Origin of the sequence: Halomonas sp. Ps84H-12, assembly GCF_024124725.1 — a bacterium.
Classification (GTDB): Bacteria; Pseudomonadota; Gammaproteobacteria; order Pseudomonadales; family Halomonadaceae; genus Vreelandella; species Vreelandella aquamarina.
The window spans coordinates 1-12,148 of sequence record NZ_JAMXSJ010000054.1 but is presented as its reverse complement, the minus strand read 5'-3'; the positions used below and the strand labels follow the sequence as shown (position 1 = coordinate 12,148).

The 12,148-nt window shown below is 55.4% G+C and carries 11 protein-coding genes; 6 read left to right on the top strand and 5 right to left on the bottom strand.

All coding sequences use genetic code 11. From position 1 onward, the window contains the following. Both NH344_RS17075 and NH344_RS17070 read left to right on the top strand, forming a co-directional pair. A partial coding sequence (locus tag NH344_RS17075) for an Ig-like domain-containing protein (RefSeq protein ID WP_253028192.1) occupies positions 1-2,402 on the top strand: 2,402 nt, incomplete at its 5' end. A 105-nt stretch (positions 2,403-2,507) separates the two neighbouring features. Then, positions 2,508-2,831: a tryptophan synthase subunit beta like protein gene (locus tag NH344_RS17070; RefSeq protein ID WP_139526945.1), complete on the top strand. Its 324-nt coding sequence runs from the start codon at positions 2,508-2,510 to the stop codon at positions 2,829-2,831. A gap of 55 nt (positions 2,832-2,886) precedes the next feature. On the opposite strand, the gene NH344_RS17065 is transcribed toward NH344_RS17070, so the two are convergent. The 5 genes from NH344_RS17065 to NH344_RS17045 all read right to left on the bottom strand — a co-directional run bounded on the left by NH344_RS17065 (position 2,887) and on the right by NH344_RS17045 (position 7,005). Further along, on the bottom strand, positions 2,887-4,794 hold the full coding sequence (locus NH344_RS17065; protein ID WP_253028191.1) for an EAL domain-containing protein: 1,908 nt from the start codon (positions 4,792-4,794) through the stop codon (positions 2,887-2,889). Positions 4,795-4,807: 13 nt separating this feature from the next. Next, entirely contained in the window at positions 4,808-5,521 is a 714-nt protein-coding gene (locus NH344_RS17060) for a transglutaminase-like cysteine peptidase (protein ID WP_253028190.1), read from the bottom strand. Between the two features lie 79 nt (positions 5,522-5,600). Further along, positions 5,601-5,903, bottom strand: coding sequence for an addiction module antidote protein (locus tag NH344_RS17055; RefSeq protein WP_044630743.1), 303 nt, complete (start codon positions 5,901-5,903; stop codon positions 5,601-5,603). After that, on the bottom strand, positions 5,900-6,199 hold the full coding sequence (locus NH344_RS17050) for a type II toxin-antitoxin system RelE/ParE family toxin (RefSeq protein ID WP_239296521.1): 300 nt from the start codon (positions 6,197-6,199) through the stop codon (positions 5,900-5,902). Before NH344_RS17050 ends, NH344_RS17055 begins: the two co-directional genes overlap by 4 nt. Positions 6,200-6,282: 83 nt before the next feature. Further along, on the bottom strand, positions 6,283-7,005 hold the full coding sequence (locus tag NH344_RS17045) for an arylesterase (protein ID WP_253028189.1): 723 nt from the start codon (positions 7,003-7,005) through the stop codon (positions 6,283-6,285). Between NH344_RS17045 and NH344_RS17040 the strand changes: the two genes are divergently transcribed. The 4 genes from NH344_RS17040 to NH344_RS17025 all read left to right on the top strand — a co-directional run bounded on the left by NH344_RS17040 (position 7,004) and on the right by NH344_RS17025 (position 11,914). After that, complete coding sequence (locus NH344_RS17040) at positions 7,004-7,813, top strand: ABC transporter ATP-binding protein (protein ID WP_044630745.1); 810 nt, start codon at positions 7,004-7,006, stop codon at positions 7,811-7,813. The genes NH344_RS17045 and NH344_RS17040 overlap by 2 nt on opposite strands. Continuing rightward, the gene (locus NH344_RS17035; protein WP_044630746.1) at positions 7,806-10,370 is read left to right on the top strand and encodes an FtsX-like permease family protein; all 2,565 of its coding nucleotides are present in this window, start codon (positions 7,806-7,808) and stop codon (positions 10,368-10,370) included. Before NH344_RS17040 ends, NH344_RS17035 begins: the two co-directional genes overlap by 8 nt. A gap of 495 nt (positions 10,371-10,865) precedes the next feature. After that, complete coding sequence (locus NH344_RS17030; RefSeq protein ID WP_044630553.1) at positions 10,866-11,483, top strand: DUF6036 family nucleotidyltransferase; 618 nt, start codon at positions 10,866-10,868, stop codon at positions 11,481-11,483. A 2-nt stretch (positions 11,484-11,485) separates the two neighbouring features. Then, positions 11,486-11,914 carry a hypothetical protein gene (locus NH344_RS17025; RefSeq protein WP_044630554.1) on the top strand — a complete coding sequence of 143 codons (429 nt, stop codon included), beginning with the start codon at positions 11,486-11,488 and terminating at the stop codon, positions 11,912-11,914. Positions 11,915-12,148: the final 234 nt, after the last annotated feature.

Sequence of the window (12,148 nt, the reverse complement as noted above, 5' to 3'; positions counted from 1 at the left end):
TGACCATCAACGGCAACGACAGCTACACCACCACCGTTAACGCGGCAGGCGAGTGGAGCGTGGCCGTGGCAGGCAGCGACCTGGCCGCCGACGCCGACCAAACCATCGACGGCGTGATCGCCGCGACAGACGACGCCGGCAACGCCGGCAACGTCACCGGCGAGAAAGAATACAATGTCGACACCACCGCCCCGACGGTCACCGTGGCACTGCAGGGCGCTGGCGACGACGATGTCTACAACATCGACGAAATTGCTGCTGGCGAGCAAAATAGCGTCGAAGCCTTAGTGACGTTCCAAGCGGGTACTAAGGTTGGCGATACACTGGTCGTTAAGGATGCGGGCGGTAATACGCTGACTACTGTAGTGCTGGATCAGGAGGACATTAATAACGGTGTTACTGTTTGGGTGGCTGTGAGCGAAGGTGCGCCTAACGTAAGCGTTAGTGCCACGGTCACGGACCCTGCGGGTAATAGCGACAGCGATGATGACAGTAAAGGCGTTGCCAACGTAGCTCCAGAAGCCACGATCACGATAGATGCGCTCTTTGGTGGGGATGACTTCCTGAGCAATAGTGAGTCTAACGAAGAGCACTCAATCAGTGGTTCCGTTGGTGGAGATGCGAAAGCTGGTGATACGGTTGAAGTTACGGTTGGCGGAGAGACTTATACCACGCAAGTCAATCCAGATGGCAGCTCGTGGGTAGTGAATGTTTCCAGCGATAAAGTAGCGGGGCTATCTTCTGGAGATGTGACTGCTAAAGTGGTAGGAAATGACCAATTTGGTAATACCTATGAGGACGAGACTGATCGGCCGTTTGAGGTTCAGCCACCTGCGTCGCTCAATGTGGGAGGAAACGGAGATAACACCATTGAAAGTGGCGGTGGCGATGATGTCATCATTGGCGACCGTGGTGGGAAGGTCACGATTGTAGACCCTGCCACTAACTACAATATCTCCTTGATCGTCGATACCTCGGGGAGTATGGGGAATTCTTCCGGTACGCCGGGCCTGGATCGCATGGAGCTGACCAAGCAGGCGCTGGTCAACCTGGCCAATCAGCTCAAGGATCACGAGGGCATGATCAATGTGCAATTGGTTCCATTCTCTACCCATGCTTCGTCACCAGTGACGGTTCAGGGGCTTAATGCGAGCAATGTGAACCAGTTGATTTCAGCAATTGATGCGCTTTCGGCTGGCGGTGGTACAAACTATCAGGCTGCATTTGAGCAGTCAGTGGCCTGGTTCAATGCTCAGGATGGACAGCAGACATCCGCCGAGTTTGAAAAGCTCACCTACTTCCTAACAGATGGTGATCCTTCTTTCGACTATCGTACAGGTAACGGTAATGTCAGTGGGCCTGGCGATGCGACTAGTTACAGTGTGTTGCAAAACTCTGTCAATGCTTTTAAACCGTTGGCGGAGCTGAGCCAAGTTGAAGGGATTGGTATTGGGTCTGATGTTAATCAGGACTACTTGCAGTTCTTCACTACTACTGGAGAGTCAGTCGGCCAGGAGTCCAAATCGGTTTCAGGTTTTTGGGCTTATGGTTGGATTGATGGGAATTACGGTCTCTACAATTGGGGTGCTGGAACCGTAACGGATCAGGCGGGTGATGTTAATATCGTCAATAACGCCGAAGATCTAGCAGCTGCTTTGGAGGGAAGTTCTGAGTTCGATGAACTCGAGCCCTTAGGTGCTGACGTCATTACTGGAGGGCAGGGAGATGACATTATCTTCGGTGATACTGTCAATACCGACCACCTCGAGTGGACGAACCAGGATACAGACGACGTCTTCACTGCAGGAAGTCACGACGGCTTGGGTTATCAAGGGCTGCGAGAGTTCCTGAAGTGGGAGGTTCATAATGGAACCATGCCTAATGATGACCAGATTCTCGACTATGTTCGGGAAAACTGGGAATCCTTAATCGATACTGTGCGTACTGATGGGGGTAGCAATACTATCGACGCTGGTGCTGGTGACGATATCTTGATCGGCGGCTCCGCTAACGACAATCTCATTGGTGGCGAAGGTAACGATCTGCTGTTCGGTGGCCTCGGCGCTGACACCTTCAAGTGGGAGTTAAACGACCAAGGCACTGCGGATAGCCCCGCCATTGATACAGTGATGGATTTCAATGCGGATGAAGGCGATAAACTGGATATTGGTGAGTTATTGGATTATGAAAACGGTGACTCGCTAGATGCCTATATTGTCGCCGAAGAAGATAACGGTGATACAGTGCTGTATGTCAACTCTGAAGGAGGCTTGGCAGGCGATAAAGAGAATGCTGATCAAGTTATTCGTTTAGAGGGTAAGAGCTTCTCTGACTTTGGTGATGGCGGATCACAGGATGTCATCCTCCATATGATCCAAAATGGCAAGCTAGATATCGAATAACCTTTAATCTACCCCAACAGGCCGCCCACTGGGCGGCCTCGTAGTTTCCAGTGACGTGTTACGTTTAGCGACACTTAAGCGCGTTTACTTACAGAGGAAGCCGCTATGCTCTACATCAAACGAAATGCCCGTGGGGAGATTGTCATGCTCAGCAAAGAGCCCTCGCCTGAGTGTAATGACACCATCGCGGCGGACTCGCCGGAGGTGTTTGCCTTTCTGGCCCAGCAAACGGGGCAGTCGGCGCAAATGATCGCGTCGGATTTGGCGTTTGTACGGGTCGTCGAAGATATGCTGGAAGTGTTGCTGGAGAAGGGCGTGCTCAGTTTTACCGACTTGCCTGCCGCCGCTCAGAGCAAGGTGATGGAGCGTAAGTCGCTTCGTTCTAAGAACGATGTCAACTTGATCGGTGATGACGGCGGTATTATCTGACGCGGCAGGTGCCGCGTCATTCCTATCGTGTTATTTCTTCGAGTCGTCTTCCGTGTTAGCTCAAGCGAACACCGGGCCCCGTTGCACCGTCCACGCCTGTGCGGAATAGGCTTTGTAACTCCTCCGAGTCAATGACCCCCTCAGCGATGACCTGGATACCCAGGGAGTGGCACAGCGTGGCCATGCCGCGCACGATGGTCTGCTGCTCGTTCGAGACGTGAATCCCACGAATCAAGCTGCTATCGACCTTCAGGTAGGCAAGCCCCACATCGTGCAAGTCAGCGAGTTTGGTGAATTCGGCACCCACGTGCTCGATGCCGAACTGACAGCCGAGTGGGCGAAGAGCACTACACAATCCGCGTAGGCTACCAAAGGAGTGGGCCGTTAACGTTGCGGGTACTTCGAAGCACAGTTTGCTGGCGAGAGCGGGCTGCTTTTCTAACAGTAAACGCATCTCGTTGACGAACTGGGCATTATTGATCGATGCAATCGAGAGGTTAACACCGATACGCTGATCAGGATTTGCCTCGAGTTGTCCCAATGCTTTTTTGACGACGGCCATGTCCAGCGCGGGCTCGAGAGCGAAGCGCGTTACCCAAGGAATGAAGAGACCGGCGGTTTGCCAAGCATTGGCAAGTTCCAATCGTGCGGGACATTCATAGTGAAGCACTTGGTTCTGGGCATCGATCACGGGGAAATACGCCAACTGTGGGCCTTGTTCGATGGCCACGGTCAGTGCGGTTCGCCACTCGTTATGGTTGCCAAATAGCGACCCTTGTTCCCGTTGGCGTAGGGCAATATTCGTTGAGCTGCTACCGCTTTCGGCTTCGGCCAGGGCGTCGTCTAAGGTAGCCAGTAGCGGCCCGCGTTCGTCGTCTGAGTGATACGCCACGATCGCGGTGGCCAAGCGTACATCGGCCTGAGGGGCGCTGGCAGTAACGGTGGCCAGCGCTTGCTGTAAACGGGGCAGCAGGGCATCCGGTTGCTCTTCGAGTGGTAGCATGAGCAAGAAGTCGCTTCCGTTCAAACGGCCAATCAGCGCTTCGTCGGCGCTGGTTTCCAGATCGGCAAGCGCCTTAACCAACGTGCTGAGCAGTTGGTCGGTGGCATGGTGGCCAAGCTGATCGTTCAAGTGCTCTAGCGACTGTACCCGCACCATGACCATCAGGCCGGTGGCACGGGCATCGTCGCTACCCAGAAGTGAGGCCAGCCTGCTCATCAGCACATCACGGTTCAGTGCTCCCGTCACCCGATCATGCTGCAAATCGCGACGCAGCTCATCGAGCTTTTGACTCTCTTGGCTCAGCATTTGGCGCACGTTGGCAGACAGCACGTTCATCGCCTGGGCGACTTCGCGTAGCTCTAAGGTGCGGGGCTCTTGGATAGTCGTGAAGCGTCGCGCACTGATATCTTTCGCTTGAGCCACAACGCGTACCAGCGGGTGCTTGATGCCCCGCACCAAGACGGTGGCAATCGCCAAGCTAATGGCCCCTGCCAGCAAAAACCAGCCGGCAAGTTCTAGCATACTGCGCCATAGGGACGCGTAGGCGTAGCTATGCTGGCTCTCTAGTTCCAGAGTACCGAACTGTCGCCAGCCATCTTGAATCGTTGCGGTACCGGTGGGGACATCAAACTGTACTAAGCTTCTAAACCATGCAGGCACGTCGCCGCTATATCCATCGGCGAGGCGCTCGACAAGAACCTCGCCCTCAGCGTCACGCAGAATGATCGAACGATAGTAGCCGGTATCGAACTGTGCAGAGATCAGCAGCTCCAGAATCACTAGATCTTTGTCGAGCTGGCTCATGGACAGGGCCAAGGTGGTGGCATTGTCTGCGTTCTTGATGCGCACTTCCTGCTCGATGTAGTCACGGCTGCTGGTAATACTGATCGCTAAGCTACCTACGAACGACAGTAGTAAGAGTGCAATAATGGCCAGCCAAAGCTGTTTAATCAGCGACATAGCGCCAGTCCTCTTAAATGAATCCTTGTGATTGCATTCGCCCGATCACGCTGCGCCAGCGCGACAGTCGTGCCAGTGGGTCGGCACGGGATTCTGAACTGCCACCTGCCCACAGGCCGTCGCTGTTGAAGCTGAAGACGGGGTCTAAGTCGTTGCGCTGAGAAGCCGGTGAAATAGAGGGCGCAATGTTGTCCAGTACCAGCGGTTCGGCATTTGGCGTTGAGTAGTAGCCTAGCACCATGTGAGCCTGGGTGATTTGGCTACGGCCAATACGGGCGCGCACGTAGATCATACGCAAGCGCTCCCCCGGTACTCCCAACTGTTTTAAGGTAATGTATTTAGCAATGGAGTAGTCCTCACAGTCGCCTTGACCTTTACCTAGCGCTTCCAGGGGGGTGGCCCAAAAGTCCTCCTCTCCCCAAACGCGAATATCCTCCACCCAGCGGATGCGGCGGTTGAAAAAATCATTCACGTCACGCAGTTGGGCTTGTACATCCTGGCCGCGCAAGCGCTCCAGCAGGGCGAACCACTCTTCTAAAACGCTGAGCCCCCCCTGTCCATATAGCTGCTGCATACTTTGCCGAAGCCGTTGCGGGTTGAACGCCACAGCAGAGCTGGGATTGATCCCCAGCCCAACGCCCAATAACAACGCGCCAGCAGAAGCCAGAAATTGCCGGCGCGATAGGGAGCAGCATGGAGGGGATGATGAAGTCGACATGGACGCCATTAGCGTTGGTCAAATATCGCTTAAGACTACAAGCTAAGGCATAAAAGCGCTATATCTCCTCAGTAGAAAGTACCAATGTTTACATGACGGGTTCTTCTTGGTGTGGTTTTGCCGTTAAGTCCATACCCAGTGCACGCATGACAGCTAACATCGTCTTCAGCGTTGGGTTGCCTTGCTCGCTGAACGAACGATAGAGCTGTTCACGGGAGAGGCCAGTTTCGCGAGCAAGTTCTGTCATTCCCTTAGCACGCGCTACGATACCCATCGCTTTAGCAACATAAGTGGCATCTCCGGTTTCCAGCGCATCAGCGAGAAAGAGAGCGATGGCTTCATCGTTCTCTAATGCTGCTGCCGGGTCATAGTCGTAAATCTTATCGCTCATGATTCCTCCCATTGTGCTGCCAGACGCTGCGCTGTATCGATATCGTTTTGCTGCGTGCTTTTATCGCCACCACATAACAGGATGACAAGCTCGTTACCGCGTTGTTTAAAATAGACACGATATCCTGGACCATGATGAATACGCAGTTCACTGATGCCTTGGCCAACGGGTTTTACATCGCCAGCTAATCCGTTGGCTAGCCTGAAAATACGAGCAGCAATCAGTGCTTTTGCGCGCGAATCACGGAGCTTACGTTCCCACCGTCGGTAAGTGTCGGTCTGTTTGATAGCGATCATAAAAATATTGTAGTTCTTAGACTACATGCGTGCAAGCTATGAAAAACCGGTGCTTAGCCAGTCGGTGCTGTGCACCAAGTATACTATTGAGAAGAGGCCTGATACGTCTCTTCCAGCATGGGTTCAAGGGCGGGCCAAACGTTATCTAAGATAATGGGCTGTGCGTCAGCGGTAGGATGGATGCCATCGCTTTGCATTAATTGTTGATTGAGAGCGATATCTTCCAGCAAGAAGGGCACCAGCGAGAGCTCGTACTCCTGTGCCAGAGAGTGATAGACCCCGGTGAAGGCATCGCGGTAGGCTTGACCGTAGTTCGGCGGAATATCGATCCCTAGGAGTAATACTTCCGCACCCGCTTGCTGGCTCTGCTCGATCATAGTGGCTAAATTGGCGCGCATTTGAGCGGGAGGTAAACCGCGTAAACCATCGTTACCGCCAAGTTCTAAAAGAACGATATCCGGCTGACGCTGTCCGATAATATCGGCAAAACGTTGGGCACCGCCTGAGGTGGTCTCTCCGCTGATACTGGCGTTCACCACCTGTGCGTCACCGTCGAGGCGCTCTGCCAGCAGCGTGACCCAGCCCTGCTCCTGCTCGATACCATAAGCCGCACTCAGGCTGTCTCCCATGACGAGGAGCGTTGGTAGGTGCTCTTCAGGCGTGTTGGCGTATAAAGGGGCAGCACCCAAGAATATGATCAGCATGACGGCGCTAGACACACCACGCCGGGTGGCCGTTTGCCCCCGCTGAAAGGCCAGTGTCTGACGAAACAGTTTTTGAATTGCTAAAGGGAATCCACGTTTCATGCCTCACTCCTCTGACCCAATATCCAATACCACGACCCAAGATGCGGCTTCGTCCAACACCGACTCATCGGCGGCCCAGAAGGTTCCCCATGAAGCGGTGAGCCAGCCAGTGCTGCACGCGGAAAAGCTGGCCAAACGAGTGACCAGCGGTGAACGCACGCTAACCATCTTACACGACCTGTCGTTAAGCGTAGCGGCGGGGGAGAGCGTGGCTATTTTGGGTAAAAGCGGGGCGGGTAAGTCGACGCTGCTAGGCCTGTTGGCCGGATTGGATACGCCCAGCGACGGTGAGTTGACGCTTTTCGGCCATGCGCTGAGCCGCCTGGATGAGGATGGCCGCGCCGCACTGCGGGCAGGGCGAGTGGGGTTCGTGTTTCAAAACTTTCAGCTGTTGCCGACCCTCAGCGCGCTGGAAAACGTGCTGCTGCCGCTAGAACTCTCTCCCCGCGCCGGAGAAACCCGTACTGCTCAGCAGTGGTTGGAGCGTGTAGGGCTTGGCGAGCGGACTTCCCACCAGCCCAAACAGCTCTCTGGCGGTGAACAGCAGCGTGTCGCCATTGCGCGTGCCTTCGTGACCGACCCTGAGCTGGTGTTTGCCGATGAGCCGACTGGCAACTTGGACCCGGATACCGGCGCGCAGATCATCGACCTGCTCTTCACGTTGAATAAAGAAGCGGGCACGACGCTGATTCTCGTCACCCACGACCACGCCTTAGCGCGCCGCTGCGACCGCTGCCTGCGCCTCACTAACGGCCAGCTCGTCCCGTTCGAGCCAGCCCCAGCCAACAGCGGGGAAGGCGATGAGTGATATCAACTGGCGTTTGGCCGCTCGGAGCTTAAAGCGCGACCTGCGTGCGACGGATGTACAGGCGCTGTTTGTGGCGCTGGTTCTGGCGGTGGCCGCGTCCACCATGATTGCCTTCTTTCTTGATCGCTTGGAGCGCGGCCTTGAGCGCCAAGCCGGGCAGATGTTGGGGGGCGATTTAGTGCTTGAACAGCGCGACCCTTTCCCTGAAGAGCTGCGCAATACGCTAGAGCAGGCGGGTTTTACACTGAGCGACCAAGTGGATCTGGTCTCCATGATCAGCCAGGGGGAGCGCTTCCAGCCCGCCAGCCTCAAAGCGGTGGATGACGTGTACCCGCACTACGGTGTTTCTCACGTAGATAGGGGCAACGGCGTTGAGCAAATCGCCTCTGGCCCACCTGCAGGCGAAGCCTGGGCAGACCCACGGCTAGCCGAGCTGATCGAGATAGAGATTGGCGACCGCGTGCAAGTGGGGCAAACGGAGCTGACCATTAGCGGGATTATCGAGCGCGAAGCGGACCAATCCGCTGGCTTTGGTAACTTCAACCCGCGCTTGATGCTCAATACCGCTGACCTTGAAGCCACTGGCCTAGTACAGCCAGGGTCACGTATTGAGTTTGAACTACTGGCCGCCGGGCCGCCCGCCGCGTTAGATCAGGTGCAAGGCTTGTTGGCACAGCTACGGCGTGATGGGGTAGAAGTGCGTGATGTGCGGGTAGACCGCCCGCAGTTGGGTAATGCCCTGCAACGTGCGGAAAGCTACTTAGGCCTTGCCGGATTAGCAGCGGTGCTGTTGGCTGGGGTGGCGGTTGCTATGTCGACCCGCCGCTACGTAGAGCGTCACCTGGATACCGCCGCGCTGCTGCGCTGCTTTGGTGCCAGCCAGTATCAGCTTGTGACGATTTTCAGCCTGCAACTGATTGGGTTGGCATTCATGGCCTCCCTCATTGGCGCGCTGCTGGGCTTGGTCGGCCAAGCCGTACTGCTGTGGCTATTAACGAGCTTTCTGCCCATGACGCTGCCACCCCCTGGCATTATGCCGCTATGGCTCGGTATCTTCACCGCGCTGGCGGTGCTGGTCGGGTTTGCAGGGCCAACGCTGCTGCGTATCAAGCAGGTGAGCGCGCTTAAAGTCCTGCGCCGAGAGCTGGACCCGTTGCCGCCCGCCGCTTGGCTGGTGGTGGGGGTGGCCAGCATCGTATTTGGTGGCCTGCTGTGGCTCTATTCAGGCAGCTTCCCTCTAGCCTTGGCGCTTCTGGTGGGGGGCTCGGCTTTACTGGCACTGCTGTGGGGCGTGAGTTCTTTATTGCTGAAAGGTTTGCTTCGCGCTGTGCAGCGCCTTAAGGGCGGCGGCGAGTGGGTTCAGGCATTTCGCTTGGGCGGGCGTCAACTGGCCCGCCGCAAGCAGGCGGGGCTTGGCCAACTGCTGGCATTTTCGGTCACGTTTTTTGCCATGGCGATGATCGTCCAGGTGCGTGGGGATCTGCTCATTACTTGGCAAGATCAACTGCCAGAAGACACCCCCAACTACTTTGCCATCAACATTCAGCCCGGCGAGCGGGATGCGTTCGAGCAAGCGGTGGCACCTCGGGTCGATACCCAAAGCACCCTTTACCCCATGGTGCGTGGGCGTATTACCGAGATTAACGGACAAGCGCCCAGAGATGCGGTGCCCGCCGATGCCCGAGGCGACAACTCGCTGCGCCGTGAACTTAACCTGACGTGGCAATCCGAACTACCCGAAGGCAACCAAGTGGTCGCAGGGCAGTGGTTTGCCCCCGCCAGTGAGCCAGAAGGCTGGATGAGCGAAGTGGACGCGACGCCTTCTAGCGACTCAGAAACTGTTCCCATTTCGGTGGAGGATGGTTTGGCTGAGCGTCTTGGTTTGGGCTTAGGGGACGAAATCACATTCGCCGTAGGCAGCGACAGCATCAAAACGCGCATCGAAAGCCTGCGCAGCCTGAACTGGGACAGCTTTAACCCGAACTTCTTCGTGATCTTCTCGCCCGGCGTGCTGGAATCGTTCGGCCATAGCTTCATCACCGCTTTCCATCTGCCAGACGAAGAGCAGGGCTTGGTGCGTGAGCTGGTCAGCGACTTCCCCGGTGTCTCACTGCTCAACGTAGATGCTATTCTAGGGCAGGTGCGCGATGTGTTGACCCAGGTAACCCGCGCGGTGGAGCTAGTGCTAATCCTGGTGCTGTTGGCGGGCGTGAGTGTGCTCTACGCCGCGCTTACCGCCAGCCGCCCGGTACGCGCCCACGAGAGTGGCCTGCTGCGGGTGTTTGGTGCAGGCAACCGGATGATCTCCCGCGTGCAAGGGGCCGAATATGCCTTGCTCGGGTTTGCCAGTGGCCTGCTAGGGGCGGTGCTTGCAGAGCTCGCCACCGCCGCGCTCTACCTCTACTGGCTCGACTTAACTCCGCGCCTACATATCGGCCTATGGCTCACACTCCCCATTGGCGGCGCGCTGCTGATAGGTGTCATCGGCCATGCGCTCTCCTACAGCCTGCGTAGACAAGCCCCCGCCGCCAGCTTAGGGCTGCTAGGTGAAGCTTAATCTACAGCCTTGACATCCTCCCCTCCCTCAGCTTGCGCTGCCGTCTAGCGACGGAAAGGAAGGGGATTCCCAGGTTGTTACCTTCCTGGTTTCTGCTTCCAAGACGATTGCCCGAGGGAATGGCTTGGTTATCGCCGTAAAAGTCCCACAGTGGGGATTTTTACGGTGGCGAACCAACTCATATCCCCCAGGTCTCACATCGTCTCCACAGACGTCACTTTCCGAGTGCCCCTCGGTAGGTCGTGTCGACGTGAGCAGTATAGCACTGTGCAAATCATCAGCAAGGGCATCCTGCGGATGCCGCGCTATCCATCCGCTCACTAAAAGTAAGCGGTTTTTCGCGCTGATTGATAAAAACTCCCTCCTACAGCAGTTTATCGGGGCATTGCCGAAGGCAGGTGTAGGAGGGCACCTGATTAGGCGATGAAGCAACCGTCGTAGGGGCTAATTGATTAGGCGACGGCGGCACGTTTTCTTGTATGTTTAGGAGAGATTATGCCGATTGCGCCAGGTAATTACCCAATCATCGAGCCCAACACACCACTTGGGCGCGCGCTAGTTGAGTTTTTTGATGTGCTCGTGCCTGTCTATGGGAGCGGAGAAAAGGGGGTCTTCCAGGCTATTGTATTCGGTGGCTGTGCGGTTCATATCCACACACAAGCTCGAGGCAGTGCCGATATTGACGCTGAGGTAGCATCACATGGATTGGCTAAGAAGTCTGATATTATCGCCCTTCTAGGCGAAGATGCCTATGTGTTTACCGATGATGCAGGAGTTGTGCAAATATTGGAGCTAGATATCAGCTTTAACACGACATTAGCTCCATTGCATGAAGATTATGAAGATCGTGTCATTCGGTTGATGATCCAAAGTCATGCCCCTAACGTTGAAGTCTATGTCGCGAGTGCGCTAGATGTGGCAATCTCAAAGCTTGGTCGTTTTGGCGAACGCGACCAAAATGATATTCAAACATTGTTGCAACTCCCCTATGTTGATATCGAAGAATTCGAACGGTTAGCTCGGGAAGCGATCAGTTACTATGTTGGCGATGAAACTCGTATTTTAGGTAATCTGAAAATGATGCTGGATGAGTATCATCATAGCGAGGGTTAAAGATGCAGTTTTCCGTCACGCATAAGCAGCTATATCGGGTGGGGGCTCGTCCTCTTGAGAGTGCTGTTGAGGATATCAAAAAGCTGGCTGATTCCATCTGGTATAAAGGGTATCGGCCTACTTGGAGAGAGCTCGAAACCCTCGCTACTGCTATGCCTCATGAGCAGTTCCAACGTTCGCTCTGTGTTCTTGAAATGCTGAGCCAATATCCTGTTTGTCACCGTGATACTGCGCTAGATTTACAGCAGATGACTCAGCGGTACCATCAGCAGTTGTTAGGAAAAGATGAGGTTTTAACACCGGGCCGATATTCTCCTAGCAAAAGATGGGGGCTAAGTGATACCACCGTATCGCTTCGAAAAGCCCTGCTACCTTTGCAAACACGTACTTATGCTGACAAACACAGCCGCTTCCACGGGCTTAGCGCCTGAAAGATAAGAAAGCCCTTGCAGGGTCCCATTGCCCACCGTCTCAATCATCGCGAGCTAAAGCTCCCTCCTGGTATGGATTGACCCGTCAAGGGGTCGGTTGGCTTTACTACATGTGATTGTCCTCAATGCCTACGGCTCAGGAAGCGAGGGGCTATCAGCGACGGTGGATCTCTCTGGTATTCGTGGGTTGGGTACCGACCTGTCATCACTTCGTCGCGGAGCTACCCTGGTCTA

Excerpts from the sequence above, each read along its gene's own strand:
- NH344_RS17050 (WP_239296521.1), bottom strand. The coding sequence starts at position 6,199 with ATGATCGCTATCAAACAGACCGACACTTACCGACGGTGGGAACGTAAG.
- NH344_RS17060 (WP_253028190.1), bottom strand. The coding sequence starts at position 5,521 with ATGGCGTCCATGTCGACTTCATCATCCCCTCCATGCTGCTCCCTATCG.
- NH344_RS17065 (WP_253028191.1), bottom strand. The coding sequence starts at position 4,794 with ATGTCGCTGATTAAACAGCTTTGGCTGGCCATTATTGCACTCTTACTA.
- NH344_RS17045 (WP_253028189.1), bottom strand. The coding sequence starts at position 7,005 with ATGAAACGTGGATTCCCTTTAGCAATTCAAAAACTGTTTCGTCAGACA.
- NH344_RS17055 (WP_044630743.1), bottom strand. The coding sequence starts at position 5,903 with ATGAGCGATAAGATTTACGACTATGACCCGGCAGCAGCATTAGAGAAC.
- NH344_RS17040 (WP_044630745.1), top strand. The coding sequence starts at position 7,004 with ATGCCTCACTCCTCTGACCCAATATCCAATACCACGACCCAAGATGCG.
- NH344_RS17035 (WP_044630746.1), top strand. The coding sequence starts at position 7,806 with ATGAGTGATATCAACTGGCGTTTGGCCGCTCGGAGCTTAAAGCGCGAC.
- NH344_RS17025 (WP_044630554.1), top strand. The coding sequence starts at position 11,486 with ATGCAGTTTTCCGTCACGCATAAGCAGCTATATCGGGTGGGGGCTCGT.
- NH344_RS17070 (WP_139526945.1), top strand. The coding sequence starts at position 2,508 with ATGCTCTACATCAAACGAAATGCCCGTGGGGAGATTGTCATGCTCAGC.
- NH344_RS17030 (WP_044630553.1), top strand. The coding sequence starts at position 10,866 with ATGCCGATTGCGCCAGGTAATTACCCAATCATCGAGCCCAACACACCA.